The following is a 20,022-nucleotide window of genomic DNA, read 5'->3' as shown; positions in this document are numbered from 1 at the left end:
TTTATACCATTAAACGCAACTTCACCAGTTACTATATCTAAATATCAAAAAACTCCTTGAGCGTTTTATATTCTGAATTATTGAACAAATCCAATTCTCCGTTTGTTCCAATCTTAATATTATCCCTGCATTTCTTTAGCCTGGCTAACATAGGCATAATTATCGTTGTTCCATGATTTATGAAATCATATAATTCCTCAACTTTTGACGGGATTTTGTATCCTTTTGGAGAGCTTGCAATAATTACTCCTTCATCTCGCAGTTTCGCTATTATCCTAGTTCGAAAAAATTGCATTGATACTGCTTTACCGGTACGATATCGAAGATTTCCAATAAGCTCCTTAGTAGATATGTATTTTCTCGTGTCATTATTCAAGAATCTAAAACACATATATTTTAATACAATGACCTGATATATTCTTTCTTCATCTGCAGCTTCCTCATATTTGTGTAAAAAGCCTTGAATGTGGCGCAAACATATATTTGATATCTCAATGTCATATTCATCTGAAATACCTCCCTTTTCAACCACATACTGTGATATGCTTTTAGGAAATTGTTCTATCCGTATTATTTTCTTATCCAACATTTTTATATAATCTGGGGCTTCGTCCTGTTTATCACGTTCATATACATAAGCTAAAGTTCCGCTTATAAAATCAGCTAGTTGGATTAGAATACTGCTTTTGCTGTTCTCAAAGTAAAATTCTCGTTCTCCAAATAAATCCGGTATATCCTCCTTTTCCTTTACATATTTACAAAAGCCTTTCATGTACTCATTTCCGCCAATTTCATCAGCACAAACTACAAGCTTTTTAAATGCATACCTCAACTCCTTATGAACCAAGTTATTTACAAATTTGTAGAACGACTCTTTATACATTAACCCGCTATCTTCGTAAATCTTTTGTTTATCAACAACAATAGAAAATACTTTAAAATCGCTGTTTAACACTTCGCGAAGTACGGCGTTTCTTCTTTTATGATTTTTACCTACAGAGGAAGATTTCATTTCACCCGTCTGAAAATACTTTTTACGAACACCCTCAATTTCGTTCTCAACAATGCTTAGATTATTTTCAGTTACCAATATTGCAGTTACAATAAAATAAGTAGATACCCCTTCACTCTCAAAGTTGAATCCATGATTTCCAGATTCATCTGTAAATGCGTACATCAATTCCATATTTTCACTCCCCTTTATATCACATTTCTTTTAAGAAATCCTTATTAGCACTCCCTACTTCTTCCTTTAAAGAATTTTTCATATCCTTAAACATATTTTTCATGTGTTTATTTAATTCTTCATTCACATCTGAGTTATATTTCGAGAAATATTCCAGTTGTTTATATGTAAATAATGTTGCATCCTTTACAAGTTTATAACATTCCTTTTCTGTTCTTTCATCCAGAAAATCTTCTCCTTCAACTATAACTACATTTTCAAAAATTTTTGTATAAACGAATAACACCAGCACTCTTACCAATAAAGCATTCGTTTCTTTAGAACAAGTGAATGCTCCATGTTCATCTATATAACAGGCTAATATTGAGAAATTACAATGCGCATAATTGCACATGTAAGCATATAAATCTGTAAAATAGGATTTATCCTTTCCTAATTTTAATTTTGATGGGTCTCTTTGGATGAACTCTATGATTTCATTATTTACTCTATCTATTGCAACCCCATCCTGATAAATGACTTTTCTGTGAGCTATTAGCTGCGGAACAAATATAAAATCATTCAATAATTTTGCATCGTAATTCTCATCAATATATCTACTAGCCAAATATCCTTCGAACATCGTCCTAAGCAAAATCATGACATCTTCCATATACCCCTGATGCAGTAACATTCGTATAGCTTTAAGAGATTTTGTGCTTTTGGTAAAAACAAAATATTGAAAATCACTTATAAAATGTGCATCAGGTTCTCCGCTAATAAAAGCATTATATTTTCCATATTGAAAACATACATACTCCACAAATGCCGTTCCCCTTAAAAGATACCTATTAATAAATTTATCGCAAGTTAATATTAAATTATCCAGTTCTTCTTTCTTCAATTATTCAGCTCCCCCTACTATACAAAACCTAATAAACTAAGAATAGTACAACTTCTACCAATTTTCAACATTTCATCGTCATTAAATTAGAAAAATTTATTTTGTTAGTTTAAAATATTTATTCAATCACCAGAACAAAATTATTTAGCATCCGAAAAATCCAAAAGAAAAACCAAGGCTATTGGATTCCCCATCGCCTTGGCCAATAATCGCTATGTAATCATTATCTACTATATTGAGACTAATTCTTTATCGTCAATGAATACTCTCCCGTTACAGAAGAATAGCTGCTGCTTTTTGCAACACCAATATAGTATGTATGATTTTTTTTCACCTTAATTTGAGTCGTGTTTTTCGCGGCTTTATACGATGTTATCGTACCAATACTTTGAGTAACATCAGCCTCGCTATAAATTATTGCATTAATACCGTCATTCCCACTTTTATTTGCAAGAGTAATTGTATAAGTGCCGCTTTTTGAGGCTTTGAACTTGAAATAATCAACATCCCCATCTACATTCAATTTATAAGTACTTTTCTTATTTAATGAAATTTTAGTGCAGTTCTTAAAGGTGTCTGATGAATCATCTTTTATTTCAGTAACACATAATTTGTAACCTCCAACCGGACTATCGTATATTGGAGCCTGAATCACAACATAATAGGTATGTTTAGGTTCTAATTTAACGGTTTTTGAGCCAATACTCGCTTTGTAGGCTGATATATCCAATACATCAGTTGTTACATCATCTTCATAATATAAGGTAGCACCAATTGTATCAGTAGCCTCCGTGTTTGCCAGTTCGATTTTATAGTATGAATCATTTGATGTGGTAGTAAACTTAAGACAATCTGAATCTCCTAACGCTTCCAGATTATAAGCTTTCTTTTTATTTAACGATATTGAAGTACTGTTTGAATAGTTATCAGGAACGTCGTCTTTAATTTCTGTAACACTTAATTTATAGTTACCTGTGCATTTAAAATAATCTTTTTGTACAGAAATGTAATAAGTATGATTCGGTTCCAATTTTCTTGTATCAGAATTGGCAGTAGCAACAGATGCTCTTAAGTCAAAAATATCAGTTGTTGCATCATCTTCAGAGTAAAGTATCAAATTAATAGCGTCTGTCACTTCCGAATTTCTAAGTTCAACTTTATAAAACGAATCATTGTTTGATGTGGTGAACTTATAATAATTTACATCATCATCTGTCTCAAGTGCCCCCGAACATGGCACATTTAATGCTATAGTATCTGCTGCACTAAAGCTGTCCCCTGCAAAGACAGTCGTAGGTAAAAAAGAAAATAATATTGCCATAGTTGTAACAAGGCTTGTTACTGCTTTTTCAAACTTTTTATCCATAGTATACGCTCCTGTAAAATTGTTTTATTATAAAATCATATAATATTTGTCAATTATTTGTCAATAAAATCCCAAATATCTTGGCTATTTATTCCTTTTATACCATCAGTTTTCTTAAAATACTCCGGATGCATCTTCATATAATCCAAAACGTCTATCCCATTTTCAATAGCCATCCTCGTACGTACCTCGCTAACAAAAGCAGTTGAGTTAAGTTGATTTCCGTCAAGCAGAAGTCTGATTTCCATTTTGCCGGAATTCTGATTTCAGATGACAAGAATATTCACAATTCTTTCATTTAAAAACAACTCATTAATAACCTTCTGGCTATCTTCCATTCATTGAACATTGAAAAAGACTTAGATTAAATTTGACTAATTTCTATTCAAGTCTTTATGAATTACAATCTATGTATACAATTTGGCCAATTCTGTAAAGTCAAATTCTTCATTAAATTTGGGTAATCCATCTGCATATAACTCATTATTAAAATAACGATTACGATAATTATAGTTCGGATGTAATCTTTCTTCTATTTCAGTAACACACTTAACTGATTTGCTAAAAGTCTTGTCGTTCATGATAAAGTATAATGATTCTGGTTTGATATCTGCTTGGTCCATTAATAATGTATTATGAGTAGTAATTATTAACTGCCCTCTCATTTCTTTTGTAACAGCTCTAAGCAATTTAGTAGCCAATAAGTCATGTATTCCATTACCATACTCATCTATCACCACACATTTACCAGATACAGCAAGCATTAAATATGGTAATAAGTCTAAAATTTCTTGGGTGCCGCTAGATTCATATCTAAAATCAATATCATATTTATGCTTTTCAATCTGTTTACTTAAATATAAACTGTAACTAATCTTTCCCTTATTCTCATTTTTTTTATAATAAGCTTTATTTACATCGTCAAATAAGGTTACAAAAAAATTGTTAATCAACTGTTCTACTCTATTCAATTTTGCTTCTTCCGACTTTTCTATCACACCACCCTCGAGGTTCCCTAAAATATCATCTCCAATATGAATCGAAATCTTTTCATCATCATGTGCTTTTTTAACACTATAACTAATGCTTTGAAATTCAAGAATAACATCAGTTAAATTTGTAGATAAATTAGAATCAATATATGTAGCTGATTTTTCATCCATTTCATAAAGTAAAATCGATAAAAATGAATGCTTGCCCCAATACATCTGTAGCTGTTTTTTAATTTCATCCACAAATTCTTTTGATTCAAATATCTTATCATTAATCTCTATTTTATCTTCTTCAATGTCAAAATAACAGCCTCTGTTCTTACTTAATTTATATTCCAATCGTTCTCTAATAATATTACTATTATCCATCTCAATATAGTAAGAACCCGTATTACCTTTTATACTAAAGCCATATTCTAAAATCAAAGGTCCAGTAGAATCTATCATTTTACTTTCATCAATAACTTTTTCAATTGTATTATTAGCCAACTTAGATTTTATTAAATTCAACATTATTTCAGGCTTAAAAGGCATGTCCTCTGGAGGTGAGTACTTATCGTCTAATAGACTTTTTAGCATATCACGTACTTGCATCGTTTCCATTGTGCGCTTAAGAGTTAAAAAAGCTCTAGCAACTGTAGATTTGCCACTACCATTCGCTCCATAAATTATTGCTAGCGATTTTGGTTCATTCTTTTTTGATTGTAAATTAATTTCCACATCCTTAAAGGATTTAAAATTCTTTAGTTTTAAATATGTAAACATATCATACTTCCATTCTTATCTATTTTTGCTTAAAATAACACGTTTTTCCGCAAAAGTCAACATTTTTCAATAATGTTTTAATTTTTTCTGTAATAAATTATTACATTTATTCATATTTTATATTGACTTCATAAATAAACCATGCTATTCTATTACCAGAACTTAGCACTCTATCCAATAGACTGCTAACAATCCAATAATCAAAAGAAACCAGTAGCGCTAACTACTGGTCCCAAACGTGCATTACATATAATATTGATTGAATATAGTGTACCACAGGACGAATTATGTTTCAACCGGAACGTTTATTCGCTTTCTTTTATTATTGTTCACATAGATATAATAATTTCAGGAGGACAATTAATGAAAGAAATTGTCATACTAAGTGCAAAACACTACGAGAATCCCGATAGTTCAAATTACGGAGATTGCATTCTCATCAACACAGGTACAGAATTATTCATTTATGATTGTGGTTCAAAGCGCCATGCAGAAGAAGTCATATCATATATGAATAAAAATGGTTTCAAAAAGGCTAAACTCATTCTCTCACACAATGATTCCGACCATTTCGATGGTATACCTATGCTAATCGCAAATGAGAAGATTGACTCAATACGTACAGTATTATTGTTAAAGTATGTCGATGACATATTAGAGAGAATCGATGACAAAAGAAGAACCCGTGAATCAGTAAAAAAAGCTATACTTGAAACTTATGATAATATTGCAACCCTATCTGGATGTAATCTGGAAGACATCTATGAATTAGATGATGCCTTAAGTAGCGAAATATCAATCGTCGGTCCTGACAAAGAATATATGCTTGACACCGTAGCAAAACGTCTCGATGGCCGCGAAGGAAATACTGTTGATGGAGAAACCGCGGTTAATGCTACCAGTGTACAGGTTTCAGTAAAAATAAGCAGTCATACCCTCCTATTATGTGGCGACTGCTCATTCCCGGCAATTGAAGATAAGGTTTGCAACTATGACATTGTTCAATTACCTCATCATGGAAAGCCTAAGCAGGCCGAGTCAATATTTGATAAGAAAAGCGGCCAAATTAATACAGTTTATATTGTTTCAGATAATACAGGTGGCTCTAATGGCGGTTCTGATGACTTAGATACCACCGGTCATAGGGTTTTTAACACCAAAAATTCTGAAAACATAGTTATAAATAGTCTATTTTTCTCCAGCCACTCTACGCATACAGGAAGGACGTTGGGTATTTAATGCGTTATTTAATTCCTTACCATATGTCTCATGAAATGCTTGCGCGAAAAAAATATATTTTTGATTCTATGCATCTATGGACAAGGCTGATTCCTTACAATGAAGAATTTTTATGTTTAGAAGGATTTCCTGTCAAAGAACTAGATATTTTTTTTATTCTTGGACATAACTATAAGCTAAAAAATTTTATCAACCAAAATTTATCAGATATATATGAAAATACAATCGTTGCCATCACTTGTGATGGCTCGATTGATTTCTCATCAATAAATGTTATTGGTAGGAGGTTCTACATTCCATATCAAAATAAAGTAAATAATCTTGCATATTTATTAAATGGCTCCGAATATGGATTCGAGTTTGATTTGACAGAATCCGAAATCATCTTTTACAATTCCAAAAAGGACCCAAATATAATAAGCAGGCTTAATTCATCATTTTTGCAAATTCATTAATAGGAGGTTCCAGTTGAAGGATATCTTTGGAATATATAACATTCGTTCTAGAATTAGTGTTGTTATTGTCTTTTTAGCACCGTTAATTATTCAATCCTATATACTTGTTCCAGAAATTCGTAATCTTTCTAGTACATTAATAATAACTTTCGTAGCTTATGCTTTATCAGGTCTTATAATTCTTTTTTCAAGAAGAAAAAGTGGAAAGATACTAAATGAATGCTTTCCGAACGGTCTTCCCGCGCAACAGTATCTTATGCCAAGTAATAGTCACTTGAACAAATGTGTAAAGGAACGATATTATAATTTTTTTAAAAATCATTTAGCAGATTTTACATTGTCTCAAAATGATGAGGAAATGAAAAAACAAACAGACTCTGCTGTCACTTGGCTTATATCACAAACTAGAAATAGTTCCAAATTCCCATTGATTGCAGAAGAAAATATGGATTTAGGATTTGCTTATAACTTGCTTGGTATCAAATCTATTGGAATATGTTTATGCACATTAATGTTGATTTTTAACAGTATCACCATAGTTGCATATTGCAAATTTGATTTAACTATTAATCTCAATCTCGTTATATACTGCCTCATATCCGATGTGCTATGTTTAATGATGTGGATTATTCTGATAAACAAATCTCTTGTTATTAGTTGCGCAAAGAAATATGCACATGCCTTACTATCATCGTGTGATGCACCCGAACTTAATACGGATTTAAATAAATGATTAAGTATCATTTTTAAGAAAAGCAGGGTTACCTGCTTTTTCTTTGTACCACTTTATTCCATCACTACTTCTAAAAATACTCCGGATGCATCTTCTTGTAATCTTCAAGCGAAATACCATTTTCAATTGCCAGCCTCAATCGTGCATCTTTAGCTGCTGCAGTATTTCCCTTATAATACTCTACCGGATTCAAATCTTCACATTTCACATTAAGAAATTTTCTGCCTTTACTTTCTGGACGTATAATCACTTCTGATTCATTACGGTCATTCGTGTAATATATTATATCTTCAAAACTAACTTTAGCCGTATAAACCTTAGCTTTCTTAGGGCTCCACCTACAGGCAAAAAAGCGGGCTTTCTCATAATTCAAAGTGAAGCTGATTGCTTGACCAACTTCAATGCTACTTCCAAATTCAACATCCATGTACTCTCCACGATATACTGTTAAATACCCCGTTTCATCTAACAAATCACCTAACTCATCATACACATCCTTTCGAAGCTTATCTTTCTTCTTTTCAGGATAATTGTCATACGCTTCTATTGCACAGCATCATATGTCTTTAAAATTTCATTGCACTTTGGTATTTGCCACTTTTCACATCGTCCTTTTTGTACCTTTTTTCTCAATTTTTTCCTCCGAATTTTTTCCGAAAAATCTCCCGAAAAATTTGAATTCCCCGAAAAACATGATTAAGCTTAAATTTTTCGGAAACAAGAATCCTTATTTTAAGCCCATTCCGAAAAATTTGCTCCGAAAAATATCTCCCGAAAAACCTCATTTTCAAATCTCACTATGTCGTGGGGTAAATGCAATTATCCCCATCAGCCTCGTTCGGGGCAATTTCATTTATCCTCTAACGAGGTTATTCTTCCTTCTATTTTTCTCTCTTCATGCTTCTTCAGAAGCACCATTCCTTCTTCTCTTTTCTTCATTCTTTTTTCGTTCTTTTTTCTTTATTTCATAAGAGAGAAAAAAGCTGGAACGCTTGATTTTCAAGGGTTCTACGTTTATTTCTCTTGGACTTTTCTAATATTAATTTGTAGAAGCGTTGCGTGGTCCGGGTTCAAAATGCATAAAAAAACAGACCTTGGACGGGGCGGTTAAATGCCCAATCTAGGTCTGTGAACGAGGTTAATTTCGTTTTCATTTTCGTTTTTATTTTCTACTTGTTCGAGGATAATTCGAGTTACCATAAAGATAATACGAGGTGCCCGGCTACAAATCACCCTCTAATAACTTATAATAATCCCGCCGTCTCCCGCATACATCGTACTTACTCCCGCCGTATCGACAATGATGCAGTCTTTAAAGGAAACCCTCTTTAAAATCTCTTCTCTCACGAATTTGGCTCTCTCCGCATTATTGCAATGGGCTATTGCGAATATCCTCTCTTCCGGATTTTTCACATCCTTTTCTACGGAATCCACCATGATACCAAGAGCCTTTTGGATTCCTCTTGCCTGGTCCAGCTTATTAATTGTACCTTCCGGTGTTCCGTACATAACTGGTTTTATATTTAGCACACTGCTGATAATTGCTTTAAGGCCGGTAAGCCGTCCGCTCTTTCTAAGGGTATCCAGGTTCTCCAGCACAAATTTTGTACTTAGGCTTTCCCGGAATTTACGAACCCGCTCGGTTATTTCTTTAAAGCCCAGTCCCATTCCGGCAAATTCCTGTATTTTTAAGGCAATAAGTGTCTGGCCTACTGACGCTGAACAGGAATTGATTACCTCAATGTTCTTGTGGGGATTTTCTTCCAGATACAGCTTTTTGGCAACCTCAGCACTGTTAAAAGAACCGCTTAGGTTGGACGAAAGAGTAATAACATAAATATCCTCTTCTCCTTTAAAAAGCTCCATGTAGGCATCCGGTGACGGACAGGAGGATTTCGGAGCAACCGGTGACTCACTGACCAGCTTCAGGAACCTGGCCTGATTAAAAGTTCTGTCATCAACTATGGAATCCTCTCCCACCTGCAAGGTTAAAGGTACTATATGGAAATGTCCATCCTTTCTCATCTCTTCCGTTAAATCTGTGCAGCTATCTCCTATTATTTTATATGACATTTGTCTTCCTCCCAAATTACAAATTTATTATTACAGGCAATATTTTTCGGCTTGCGTTTATTTTCTTTTTAATTTACTTTTTAATTATTTCTCCAATTTGGTTTCCATAATATATTTTAGTTATGTCAACCACATTTCTTTATTCCAAATACTATCTTATGTAGTTTTTATTACTACCAATTGTAACATATATTAATATACTTTTAAAGTAGGAAAATTGTTAATTTTTTAAAAACTTTCTAAATTATTATCCCTTCAATCCCGGCTTTCATACATTAATTTCCTTTTATCCTCCAGCTCTAAGCCCATATTTAATAGGATTCCTGTAAAAATAAAACGTAATCCGGATGATTAAAAAAAATCTTATGAAAATCTTAACAATTTCACAGGTAAAAAAAGATATTTCCAATTATCAAACAGGATAAAATAATTATTACCAGAATATGTCGGAGAGGAGCCAGAACCATGAGCAATCATATCCTTGTCGTAGACGATGAGAAAGAAATTGCCGATTTGATAGAGGTATATCTGCGAAATGAAAACTATACCATCCATAAGTTTTATTCTGCAGAGGATGCCCTTGCCTGTATTGAAAATACCGAAATTGATCTTGCCATACTTGACATTATGATGCCGGATACAGACGGTTATACCATTTGTAAAAGAATACGGGAAAAATATAATTACCCCGTTATTATGCTGACTGCCAAGGATAAGGAGTCCGATAAGATTACCGGCTTGACCTTGGGTGCGGACGACTATATCACAAAGCCCTTCCGCCCTCTTGAAGTAGTGGCGCGGGTGAAAGCACAGCTGCGCCGTTATAAAAAATACAATATTCCTCAATCAGATGCTGCAGCTGAAGCTGTCTTAACAAACTCTGGTCTGTCCATGAACATCCAAACCCATGAGTGCTTTCTAAATGATGCTCCCCTGACACTTACGCCCACGGAATTTTCCATACTCCGCATACTTTTAGAGCAGCAAGGCAGCGTAGTCAGTGCCGAGGAAATGTTTCATAAAATGTGGGAGGACGAATACTACTGCAAAAGCAATAATACCATTACCGTGCACATCAGGCATTTACGTGAAAAAATGAATGATTTGGCAGAAAATCCAAAGTATATTAAAACGGTCTGGGGGGTTGGCTATAAAATTGAAAAGTAATACTTTTAAGGAAAAAGCATATGGCAGGCTGCTTCGCAGATTATTTTTTCAAACCCTTGCCCTGCTGGCGATAGCTGCTATCCTTGTTCTTTTTCTCCGTTCCATCTTACGGGGTAAGCTGGCAGATACACTGGTGTACTATATTGCTATCCTTCTGGATACTGACTGGTACCGCGCACAGGATATCTATTTTATTTATATCCGTAATAATATTGAACTCATTATCGGCCTTATTATCGTTATTTTCTTCTTTATTTTATTTCGGCTCTCATCCTCTTTGTTTACCAGATACTTTGACCAGATGGTTGCCGGCGTGGACAAGCTTTCGGAGGAAGCGGATGAAAAAATTGCTATGAACCCGGAGCTGAAGTTTATGGAAATTAAGCTTAATGAAGTCAAGGACCGGTTGAAAAGACGGGCCGAAGAAGCCCAGGCGGCAGAAGAACGCAAGGATGAACTTGTGGTATATCTGGCACATGATATCAAAACGCCTCTGACCTCCGTCATTGGTTATCTGAGCCTTTTGGATGAAGCTTATGATATGCCGGCGGAGCAGAAAGCAAAATATGTTCATATTGCACTGGAAAAATCATACCGGCTGGAAACCCTGATAAATGAATTTTTTGAAATTACCCGTTACAATCTAAAGTCCATGCCGCTATACCAGAAGGAAATCAATCTGTGCTACATGATGATACAGGTTGCCGATGAGCTGTATCCCCAGCTTGCCCCACATGGACAGGATATCAGGATAAGCATTGAGGAAAACACGATCATCTGGGGAGACTCTGAAAAGCTTGCCAGGGTTTTCAATAATATATTAAAAAATGCCATTGCCTATGGTGATAAAAACAGCAGCATCGATATAAGCGCAGAAGAAAACGGGAATAAAGTAGTCATATGCTTTGAAAATAAGGGGGGCATCCCCAAGGAGAAATTAAACTCCATATTCGAGAAGTTCTACAGACTGGATTCCGCCAGATCAAGTACCACCGGCGGTGCAGGGCTTGGACTGGCAATTGCGAAAGATATCATAACCTTACATGGCGGAACAATCAAAGCCCAAAGTGATAATGCACATACCATATTTACGGTGGAGCTTTTTAACAAGCAGGCCGAAGCTGCCCAGCTATAGGCCCGGGCGGGCGGGCCGGCCTGCCTGCCTTTATAAAATCTTAGGATTATCGTTACTGTTTCTTAGCAAATTATATAGTTCAATTTAAAGTATACCTGCCCGTCTGTGGTATGCTTATTCATGCGGAGGTACAGGCTCTCCTTGCCGGAAACCCTTATAGGGCAAGTAATCGGTTTCGGCAAATATCCCTTTACCTTTTAATAATATCAAGCCCGGGTACTTTTCCATTCTGTACCGGGTTTTCAGGAAAGGAATGAAGGTTATATGTTTCAAACGGAAGAATACCTGCTTCCTGGTTTTGCAGCCACCTTACTATTTTTATTGATTGATGAGATTCTGATCCGGCTTCGGGGGGAGCGAGTAACCTGGTTTCACAGAATACTGATTCTGCTCACAGGGCTTTATATGACAGAAATCTTTGCTGTGACACTGTCACCGGGCTCAGCCCTTACCATCCCCCACTCATTTGATAACATTAATTTAGTACCCTTTAAGGTATTGAAAACAGCCTTTTCAAATCCGCTTAATTTCTGGGGGAATATCTTCCTTTTTATTCCCCTTGGAGTACTGCTTGTTCTGCTCTTCAATCATTGTCAGCGGTTTCCTGCCGTTCTAATAACCGGTGCCGGAATATCTTTACTCATTGAAGTGCTGCAGCTCTTTGGAATCAGGGCTACGGATATCGATGATGTCCTTTTAAATACCACGGGGCTGATTATTGGGTATTTCTACGGTAAAATACTGGCAGCATATGTCCCATTTATCCGCAGAAATGTCGGCATCTTTAAAAGAAATGACGGTAAGTTGGTCAGAAAGCGGCATGATGCAGGGGGCTTTGCCTCCCTTACAGTCGTTATATTATTAGCCATAACAATCAAAGCTTATTTTTTAGAAGACAAGGATTTCCTGCCGCCTGTAATGCCAAATGAAATAACTCAGAAGTCTGCTCCAGCCCCCACAATCGCAATTCATAAATCGGAAGAGATTTCTGCCAGCATAGATGCCAAAAATGCATTTTTATGGGATTTGACCTCCAATACTGTACTATACGAAAAGGACAGTAATAAGTCCATTGCACCGGCCAGTACCACCAAAATGCTGACAGCCTTAACAACGCTGGATTATTGTGATGTAAATGACAGGGTGTTGGTCGGGAAGGAAGTACAGTTAATTGCTGGGGATGCCTCCCGGGCATGGCTGAACCCTGGTAATGAACTGACAATACGGCAATTATTCAATGCTCTCTTGCTGCCCTCCGGCAACGATGCTGCCTATGCCCTTGCTGTCTATACGGGTAAAAAAATCTGCAGGGACAGTAACGCCTCCATAGACAAAGCTCTCCATGCCTTTCTCAAAGAAATGAATAAAAAGGCTGTTAAAATCGGTGCCAGTCATTCACACTTCAAGACCCCTGACGGCTATGATACCGAAGGCCAATATACAACGGCAAAGGATCTTGCCTTAATTGCCAGAGAATTATTAAAATCGGATACTCTGCGGAAAGTTGTAAACAGTTATAAGCTATCTGACCTCTGGCTCAGCGGACAGAGTGTTACCTATTACAATACCAACGAGCTGATTAATCCGAAAAGTCCCTATTATTACAAAAATGCCGCCGGTTTAAAAACCGGAAACAGTGATGAAGCCGGCAGCTGTCTGGTTTCCTGCGCTGATATAAAAGAAGGCTCCTACATCTGTGTCATAATGGGCAGCACAAAGGAAGGCAGATGGCAGGACAGCATCAAGCTTTACAATGCTATCCGTTGATAGTAAGTATTTACCAGTAATATTTTGAAATGACAGACAAAAAATAAGAGCTCCCCAAACAACAAAAAAGGGACTGCGGCAAAAAGAAGAACAAATACCGGATAATGCACAAATGCTTTTATGCAGGGTATCCGGTATGAACTTTCTTTTTACAGCAATCTCTTTCTGTTTATGATCAATTGAGCTTTCAAAGCCTTACAGCTTTTGGCAGGCTGCCTTTGCCTTTCATCAGCTCATTTTTATTTTGCAAGTATTTCCATAATCTCATTGCTTCTGGAAATGAAGTTTGTCATAGCATCTGCTTCCAGAGGCTTATGGCTTAATAAGGCAAGGTCATAGAGCTGGGAGCAGAAAAGCGGTACATACTGGCTGTCCTTCTGCTCAAATATATACTGAACCAGCTTGTTATTGGCATTCAGTACCAGTGTTTCACTGCTGCCGAACATGTTGGGGTCCATGCCGTACATATTGTACATCTTCATCATATCCTGCATTCTGCGGCTTTCTTCTGATAAGGTTATCATGGAAGATACCTTTTCATTCTTAAGCTTTAAGACCTTAACCTCCAGCTTCTCTTTATTCAGAGTCTTTCTGAATAATTCCGTAAGCTCATCAGTTTCCTCTTTTAAAGCTTCCTCACTGTGGCCATCCTCTTGAAAGCTGTCGGTGATATCCGCATCAATACGCTGGAATTTATAGCTGTCTTCTGACTGCTCTAATTGTGTGATAAAAGGCTGGTCGATATTATGGGTAAGGATGAGGGCATCAATTCCCTCCTGCTTGAACAGATTGATATACTGGCTCTGCTGCTGCTCATTGGTAACATAGTAGACTATGTCTTTCTTTTCTTCCTTCTTTTCGGAAGCTTCGTCAGAGGATGCATTTTCTTCAACTTTTGTTTCCTCGGCCTTTGTTTCTTCCGCCTTTTCTTCTGAGGTTTCCCCCTTGGCAGCTTTCACATACTCCGGCAGAGTAACATACTTGCCTTCCAGATTTTTAAAGATGATATATTCCTTCATCTTCTCTCTGAATTTGTCATCCTTTAAGCAGCCGAATTTGATAAATGGACTGATATCATCCCAGAACTTCTCATAGCTTTCGCGTTCTACCTTATACATACCGGATAATTTGTCCGCAACCTTTTTGGAAATGTATTCGGATATCTTCTTTACAAATCCGTCATTCTGAAGGGCACTTCTGGACACGTTAAGAGGCAGGTCCGGGCAATCTATGGCACCCTTTAAAAGCATAAGGAATTCAGGAATTACCTCTTTGATATTATCTGCGATAAATACCTGGTTGCTGTATAGCTTAATCGTACCCTCTAAGGTGTCATATTCCGTATTTAATTTCGGGAAATATAAAATACCCTTTAAATTAAAAGGATAGTCCATATTCAAATGAATCCAGAATAAAGGCTCCTTGTAGTCATGGAAAACGTTACGGTAGAATTCCTTGTATTCTTCTTCCGTTACATCATTCGGATGCTTTGTCCATAAAGGAGTAGTATTATTGATGGGCTGAGGACCTTTTGGCTTCTTCTCCTCCTGTACCCCGTCTTCTGTCTCTTCTGCTCCATCGCCTTCTGTTACATTGCCATCTTCATCGACAGCGGCGTCTATGATATCATCCCCGGATTCTTCTTTGTCTAAGTCTTCTTCCAAATCCTCCTGAGGCTCTTCTTTCGCATTTGCATTTTTAAAGAAAATTTCTACCGGCATAAAGGAACAGTATTTTTCAATGACTTCTTTTGCACGATATTCATTGGAAAATTCATAGCTGTCTTCATTTAAGAAAAGGGTAATCTCTGTACCTCTCTCTTCCCTGTCTCCAGGCTCCATTGCAAATTCCGTACCGCCTTCGGATTCCCAGTGAACGCTATCTGCACCTTCCTGCCAGGACAATGTGTCGATTGTTACCTTGCCCGCTACCATAAAGGCACTGTAAAAGCCAAGACCAAAATGTCCGATAATCTGCTCTTCATTGGCCTTATCCTTATATTTGTTCAAAAAGTCCGTTGCACCGGAGAAAGCTATCTGATTGATATACTCTTTTACTTCATCGGCAGTCATACCAATACCGTTATCAATAAATTTCAGCGTTTTCTCTTCCGGGTTTACGATTACTTCTATCTTGTATTTATTATCTTCCGGAAGGCTGACTTCTCCCATAAGCTCCAGCTTCTTTAATTTCGTAATAGCATCACTGCCGTTGGATATTATTTCACGAAAGAAAATATCATGGTCAGAATATAGCCATTTTTTAATGATGGGAAATATATTTTCCGAATTGATTGACAGACTACCATGTTCATTCATCATAATAAATCGCTCCTTTTTTTCTTAATGTCTCATATAAGCATAATATTAATACGCTTGTATCTATTTGTCAAGAAAAAATTAGCACTCATCAAAAGTGAGTGCTAACAGCTTTAGGGGGATATTAAAATTTAATTTATAAGTCTTCCGCCACTATATTTTCTTTCTTTAAAAATTTTCTTACACTTTCATCCCAATAATAATCAAGGGTCTTATCCAATGTAAAGGTACTTACAGAGGTACCTGTTGTAATTAAAAGGGTATCCTTTTCATACCGGATATTTAAGAACAATCCATTGACCTCTTCTTTATTTAAGGAGGCGCCTGATTGTATCAGTAATTTTTCCGTGTTTTCCGGGGATAGAACCATGACGATTTTTATGAATAAGGGAAGCTTATTTCCTTTGATTAAAGAAAAGACATAGGGCTTAACATCTGACCAGCGGACATATTGATTTAACTTAAGCTCCTCCTTTTCCTCTTCCGTATAAAAATTTTGATTAATCTTTCCCTCTATGGAAAAATGAGCAAAGGTCGTAATCTCAGCCTCGGACAACAAAAAATTATCAAAGACCTTTTGAATCAAAAGGCTGCCCATAAAGCTTTTAACATCCAGTATTTTTAATGATAACAAGTATATTTCCTCCCAATTAACAGATAATAACGTCAAAACATATGAAAGCCACAGCATACTGTAAACCTGTCAATTGATAAAGCAGAAGGTTTTCATTTCAGTAAGGAGGGATATTTATATGTATTTTGATCATTCTAAACGAAGCTATTACCGATTTCCAAGCAAAAACAGTATAACAGATTTTGAAAGCATAAGTCCCATGTATCTGCCGGATAAACATTCAGAGCTTTATAACCAATATTCTGACCTTTATCTGGATTCTTCCGGCAGTCATGAAGAAGATATACAGGACAGGTACTCCTGATTTTATTGCAAATTTTTTATTTGAACAATGCCTTGTGAAGGCTAAATCAGCTTTTATTTGTACAATGTCTTATGAAAGTTAATTTCAACTTTTATTTGTACAATGTCTTATGAAAGTTAATTTCTATTTTTTTTCGCAAAGCCTATACAGATTAAATTCTCTTTTTTAATTAAGCAATGCCTTTTGAAAGTTAATTTCAACTTTTATACGGGCTATGCCTTATGCGGGCTGATTGCAAATTTTGTTTTGAAATGCTTTTAAAAGCTGATAAGTTATGGAAAGATAAGCTGCTGGTACTTCCAACAGCTTATTTTCTATAGAAAACCGTCATTCTGTATCTTATACCTTGCAGCTTTTATATACTCTGACAGACCTTGCAGAAAGTGTAAAGGACTTCTCTATTTCTTTCCCTACCTTCTCCTCTGCTTCCTTTATTTCTGGCATTGCTGCATTCTTTACTTCTATCTTCTTCGTTTCAATTTTCTTCGATTCTTTTTCCTTCGCTTCTTTTTCCTTTGCTTCTTTTTCCTTCGCTTCTTTTTCCCTTTCTACCATTTCCTTCTCGTCTTCTGCTTCTATATAACCTTCCGATGTAGATAGGAACAGTTTCCATGCTTCGCCGGAGGGTGCATCCGGCAGATGAAATTCCCGGCTTTCCCAATGAAAGTTAAAGGCAAGATAGAAGCTATCGTCAAAGCCTGTATGGCCCTTACGGGCATAGGCTCCGCAGAGCATCACCCCCAGCTGCCTGCTGTAGTGGTCGTACTCCGCATACCAGGGATTTGTTCCGTGAAAAGAAATATCCGGCATACCGCAGTAGATGTAGTCCATGTAGTGAAAGGGTTCACTTCTGCGAAAAACCGGATGCTCCTTTCTTATATGGATAAGTGTCTTTGCCCAATGAAAGGTTTCCTCTTCCTTTATCAGGTTATCCCAATTCAGCCATGATAGCTTATTATCCTGGCAGTAGGGGTTATTGTTGCCTTCCTGGCTGTTTAAAAATTCATCACCGGAGAGAATGAGAGGAGTTCCCTGGCTGAGCAGTAAAATGGCAAAGGCATTTCTTACCTGCCTTTTCCTCATTTCCAGTACGGAGCTTTTTCCTGTCCTGCCTTCCTTCCCGCAGTTCCAGCTAAAGTTATATTCCTGTCCATCCCTGTTATTCTCGCCATTTGCTTCATTATGCTTTTTATCATAGGAAAATAAATCTATCAGTGTAAAGCCGTCATGGTTGGTAATGTATTTTACACTGCCTGACTCCTCACAAAGACAGGTAAATTGCCTTGCAAATTCCTTTACCTGCTCCTCGTCCCCTCTAAGGAAGCGTTTGCAGGTATTGCTGTAATTATTGTTGCACTCTGCGTAATTTTGAAAGACCTTCTTCTTTTCCGGCGGCGTTTTATAGTCCCAGCCTTCGGAAAGAATCTTTGTACTGCCCAGTACCGGATCGGAGGCAAGAACGGATACCGGCACCGTTTCATTGGATAGTTTAAAGCCGTCCACATGGTAGTCTCTAACCCAATGGCGCAGGCACTCCATGGCAAAGACAGTATTCGTACCCGCTGTAAAATTCATCTCCATCATAACTTCCATACCATTCTGATGGAGCAGCTTTACCATATCCTTAAACTCCGTATCCGGCTCATCCTTTAAATAGGCATAGGCTGCCTTGGGAGCAAAAAAGGAATTCAAAAGGGAATATCCCCAATAATTAATCCGGTCCGTAATTCCCTCTTCCTTCATGGACTCATCAAATTCATAGGCTGGCATCAGCAGCAGACAGTTGACTCCAAGTTCCTTAAGATAAGGGATTTTCTCCGTAATACCAAGAAAGGTTCCGGGACATTGCACCTTCGAGGATGCATCCATCGTAAAGCCTCTTACATGAAGCTTATAGACCAGGGTATCACTGAAAGGACTTTGAATGGGCCTGTCCTCTTCCCAGTCGTACTCCTTACCGGAAATTCCTCCAAGAAGCCTGCCTTCCCTCTTTGCAAATTCTTCTCTTCCATATACAAGAGCAGCACCAGGATCAAGGAATTCCCCCTGCCTGGTTTCATAAAGATATCCCAGGCTTTTTACCGGGTCTTCCTGTTCCTCGAAGTATTTTTTCAGCTGTTTGTACTTTATGAAAGCCGAAAAAATATTTCCGTTTTTCACTTCCTCCGTCAGACGGAAGGAAATAAGCTGCCTGCCGGAAGCCTTATGATACAGATTCAGCCTGCATTCTTTTTCAGCAGGTAAAAAAACCGAAAAGGTAATCCCTTCTTTCGATAGCATCAACCCCGGCTTATCCGCTGAGCCTTTTGTAACTGTTCCTTCCTTCTTGCTATTCATTGCTACCTTCCTTGTCCAAAGCTACATCAGCCTTTACACCTTCACATAATGAGCCTGTTACGTACTTTCATTTCAAAATTAGTATGTCCTTAAGGCACAAAACCAATACTTTTATCTGCCAGCATATTCCTGTTTATTGGTATTAATTATATCATTTTGCTTCCTATGAATCAAGTAAATCAAGTGGGGCTGTCACGACAAACGTATGAAGGAAGTTTATGGAAGCGGACGATGACCAAGGGGGTTGTTTTGGAGTTTTGTTACGCGAGAACCCATATTCCACTAAAGCGGCAGAAAACGTAACTGGCAGGTAAATCAGCGCCAAACTCGCTGTGACAAATATGGCTGTGTCAGTTAACGAGCTCAAACAGTGGCACTGTTTTACCTAGTCACGTTTCCTGCCGCTTAAGTGTCATAAGGAACCTCTTGAGACAAAACTCCAAAACAACCCCCTTGGTCATCTGTGTATATCAATTATTTTGTCTCATGTGTTTGCTGTGCCTAGTACCCTATAAGACTAAAACTACAAAACGGCTTCCAAGGGTTTATTGCCAATCCCCAGATGATTTTGGCTTACCTTTCGTAATTTTCTATTGAGGAGTTCCCTAATGACACTTAAATGGCAGCAGCTGTTCCTAGGTAAAATTATACCACTGTCTGAGCTCACA

17 protein-coding genes are annotated in these 20,022 nt (G+C 36.9%); 7 read left to right on the top strand and 10 right to left on the bottom strand.

Annotated features, from left to right (window positions below):
• Positions 1-37: 37 nt before the first annotated feature.
• The 5 genes from BUB77_RS04625 to BUB77_RS04605 form a co-directional block, all read right to left on the bottom strand.
• Complete coding sequence (locus BUB77_RS04625; protein ID WP_073273394.1) at positions 38-1,186, bottom strand: DUF3800 domain-containing protein; 1,149 nt, start codon at positions 1,184-1,186, stop codon at positions 38-40.
• 19 nt (positions 1,187-1,205) lie between these two features.
• Positions 1,206-2,069 (bottom strand): DUF5677 domain-containing protein, encoded by an 864-nt coding sequence (locus BUB77_RS04620; protein ID WP_073273392.1) that lies wholly within the window; start codon positions 2,067-2,069, stop codon positions 1,206-1,208.
• Between the two features lie 241 nt (positions 2,070-2,310).
• Positions 2,311-3,435, bottom strand: coding sequence for a hypothetical protein (locus tag BUB77_RS04615; RefSeq protein WP_073273390.1), 1,125 nt, complete (start codon positions 3,433-3,435; stop codon positions 2,311-2,313).
• A gap of 53 nt (positions 3,436-3,488) precedes the next feature.
• Positions 3,489-3,683, bottom strand: a complete 195-nt coding sequence (locus tag BUB77_RS04610) for a hypothetical protein (RefSeq protein ID WP_073273387.1) — start codon at positions 3,681-3,683, stop codon at positions 3,489-3,491.
• Positions 3,684-3,842: 159 nt separating this feature from the next.
• Positions 3,843-5,192, bottom strand: a complete 1,350-nt coding sequence (locus tag BUB77_RS04605) for an AAA family ATPase (RefSeq protein WP_073273384.1) — start codon at positions 5,190-5,192, stop codon at positions 3,843-3,845.
• Positions 5,193-5,555: 363 nt separating this feature from the next.
• Between BUB77_RS04605 and BUB77_RS04600 the strand changes: the two genes are divergently transcribed.
• From BUB77_RS04600 to BUB77_RS04590, 3 genes are read left to right on the top strand one after another with little or no spacing between them, the layout of a single operon-like run.
• Entirely contained in the window at positions 5,556-6,431 is an 876-nt protein-coding gene (locus BUB77_RS04600) for an MBL fold metallo-hydrolase (RefSeq protein ID WP_073273382.1), read from the top strand.
• Positions 6,431-6,886 carry a hypothetical protein gene (locus BUB77_RS04595; RefSeq protein ID WP_073273380.1) on the top strand — a complete coding sequence of 152 codons (456 nt, stop codon included), beginning with the start codon at positions 6,431-6,433 and terminating at the stop codon, positions 6,884-6,886. Before BUB77_RS04600 ends, BUB77_RS04595 begins: the two co-directional genes overlap by 1 nt.
• Before the next feature lie 13 nt (positions 6,887-6,899).
• Positions 6,900-7,619 carry a hypothetical protein gene (locus BUB77_RS04590; protein ID WP_073273378.1) on the top strand — a complete coding sequence of 240 codons (720 nt, stop codon included), beginning with the start codon at positions 6,900-6,902 and terminating at the stop codon, positions 7,617-7,619.
• A 70-nt stretch (positions 7,620-7,689) separates the two neighbouring features.
• On the opposite strand, the gene BUB77_RS04585 is transcribed toward BUB77_RS04590, so the two are convergent.
• Together BUB77_RS04585 and BUB77_RS04580 are read right to left on the bottom strand one after the other, a co-directional pair.
• Entirely contained in the window at positions 7,690-8,046 is a 357-nt protein-coding gene (locus tag BUB77_RS04585) for a hypothetical protein (protein WP_073273376.1), read from the bottom strand.
• Positions 8,047-8,855: 809 nt separating this feature from the next.
• Positions 8,856-9,692, bottom strand: coding sequence for a DegV family protein (locus tag BUB77_RS04580; protein ID WP_073273374.1), 837 nt, complete (start codon positions 9,690-9,692; stop codon positions 8,856-8,858).
• A gap of 465 nt (positions 9,693-10,157) precedes the next feature.
• On the opposite strand from BUB77_RS04580, the gene vanR reads away from it, so the two are divergent.
• From vanR to BUB77_RS04565, 3 genes are all read left to right on the top strand, one after another.
• A complete protein-coding gene (gene vanR / locus BUB77_RS04575; RefSeq protein ID WP_073273372.1) occupies positions 10,158-10,859 on the top strand; it encodes a VanR-ABDEGLN family response regulator transcription factor in 702 nt (233 codons plus the stop codon).
• On the top strand, positions 10,837-11,994 hold the full coding sequence (locus BUB77_RS04570) for a sensor histidine kinase (RefSeq protein WP_073273370.1): 1,158 nt from the start codon (positions 10,837-10,839) through the stop codon (positions 11,992-11,994). The genes vanR and BUB77_RS04570 overlap by 23 nt, the downstream gene beginning before the upstream one ends.
• A 264-nt stretch (positions 11,995-12,258) precedes the next feature.
• On the top strand, positions 12,259-13,761 hold the full coding sequence (locus BUB77_RS04565; RefSeq protein WP_073273368.1) for a VanZ family protein: 1,503 nt from the start codon (positions 12,259-12,261) through the stop codon (positions 13,759-13,761).
• Positions 13,762-14,000: 239 nt separating this feature from the next.
• On the opposite strand, the gene htpG is transcribed toward BUB77_RS04565, so the two are convergent.
• Positions 14,001-16,082 carry a molecular chaperone HtpG gene (gene htpG / locus BUB77_RS04560; RefSeq protein WP_073273366.1) on the bottom strand — a complete coding sequence of 694 codons (2,082 nt, stop codon included), beginning with the start codon at positions 16,080-16,082 and terminating at the stop codon, positions 14,001-14,003.
• Between the two features lie 133 nt (positions 16,083-16,215).
• Positions 16,216-16,713: a DUF5721 family protein gene (locus tag BUB77_RS04555; RefSeq protein WP_073273364.1), complete on the bottom strand. Its 498-nt coding sequence runs from the start codon at positions 16,711-16,713 to the stop codon at positions 16,216-16,218.
• Positions 16,714-16,831: 118 nt separating this feature from the next.
• On the opposite strand from BUB77_RS04555, the gene BUB77_RS04550 reads away from it, so the two are divergent.
• A complete protein-coding gene (locus BUB77_RS04550; RefSeq protein ID WP_073273362.1) occupies positions 16,832-17,017 on the top strand; it encodes a hypothetical protein in 186 nt (61 codons plus the stop codon).
• A 339-nt stretch (positions 17,018-17,356) separates the two neighbouring features.
• On the opposite strand, the gene BUB77_RS04545 is transcribed toward BUB77_RS04550, so the two are convergent.
• Positions 17,357-19,354, bottom strand: coding sequence for an alpha-amylase family glycosyl hydrolase (locus tag BUB77_RS04545; protein WP_073273361.1), 1,998 nt, complete (start codon positions 19,352-19,354; stop codon positions 17,357-17,359).
• Positions 19,355-20,022: the final 668 nt, after the last annotated feature.

Source organism: Anaerocolumna jejuensis DSM 15929 (assembly GCF_900142215.1).
Classification (GTDB): domain Bacteria; phylum Bacillota; class Clostridia; order Lachnospirales; family Lachnospiraceae; genus Anaerocolumna; species Anaerocolumna jejuensis.
Note: the sequence above shows the minus strand (reverse complement) of the source record. Positions and strands in the feature narration are given on the sequence as shown.

Coding starts and splice junctions, on each gene's coding strand:
- BUB77_RS04625 (WP_073273394.1), bottom strand. CDS start 1,186: ATGGAATTGATGTACGCATTTACAGATGAATCTGGAAATCATGGATTC.
- BUB77_RS04615 (WP_073273390.1), bottom strand. CDS start 3,435: ATGGATAAAAAGTTTGAAAAAGCAGTAACAAGCCTTGTTACAACTATG.
- BUB77_RS04610 (WP_073273387.1), bottom strand. CDS start 3,683: ATGGAAATCAGACTTCTGCTTGACGGAAATCAACTTAACTCAACTGCT.
- BUB77_RS04605 (WP_073273384.1), bottom strand. CDS start 5,192: ATGTTTACATATTTAAAACTAAAGAATTTTAAATCCTTTAAGGATGTG.
- BUB77_RS04600 (WP_073273382.1), top strand. CDS start 5,556: ATGAAAGAAATTGTCATACTAAGTGCAAAACACTACGAGAATCCCGAT.
- BUB77_RS04595 (WP_073273380.1), top strand. CDS start 6,431: ATGCGTTATTTAATTCCTTACCATATGTCTCATGAAATGCTTGCGCGA.
- BUB77_RS04585 (WP_073273376.1), bottom strand. CDS start 8,046: ATGGATGTTGAATTTGGAAGTAGCATTGAAGTTGGTCAAGCAATCAGC.
- BUB77_RS04580 (WP_073273374.1), bottom strand. CDS start 9,692: ATGTCATATAAAATAATAGGAGATAGCTGCACAGATTTAACGGAAGAG.
- vanR (WP_073273372.1), top strand. CDS start 10,158: ATGAGCAATCATATCCTTGTCGTAGACGATGAGAAAGAAATTGCCGAT.
- BUB77_RS04565 (WP_073273368.1), top strand. CDS start 12,259: ATGTTTCAAACGGAAGAATACCTGCTTCCTGGTTTTGCAGCCACCTTA.
- htpG (WP_073273366.1), bottom strand. CDS start 16,082: ATGATGAATGAACATGGTAGTCTGTCAATCAATTCGGAAAATATATTT.
- BUB77_RS04550 (WP_073273362.1), top strand. CDS start 16,832: ATGTATTTTGATCATTCTAAACGAAGCTATTACCGATTTCCAAGCAAA.
- BUB77_RS04545 (WP_073273361.1), bottom strand. CDS start 19,354: ATGAATAGCAAGAAGGAAGGAACAGTTACAAAAGGCTCAGCGGATAAG.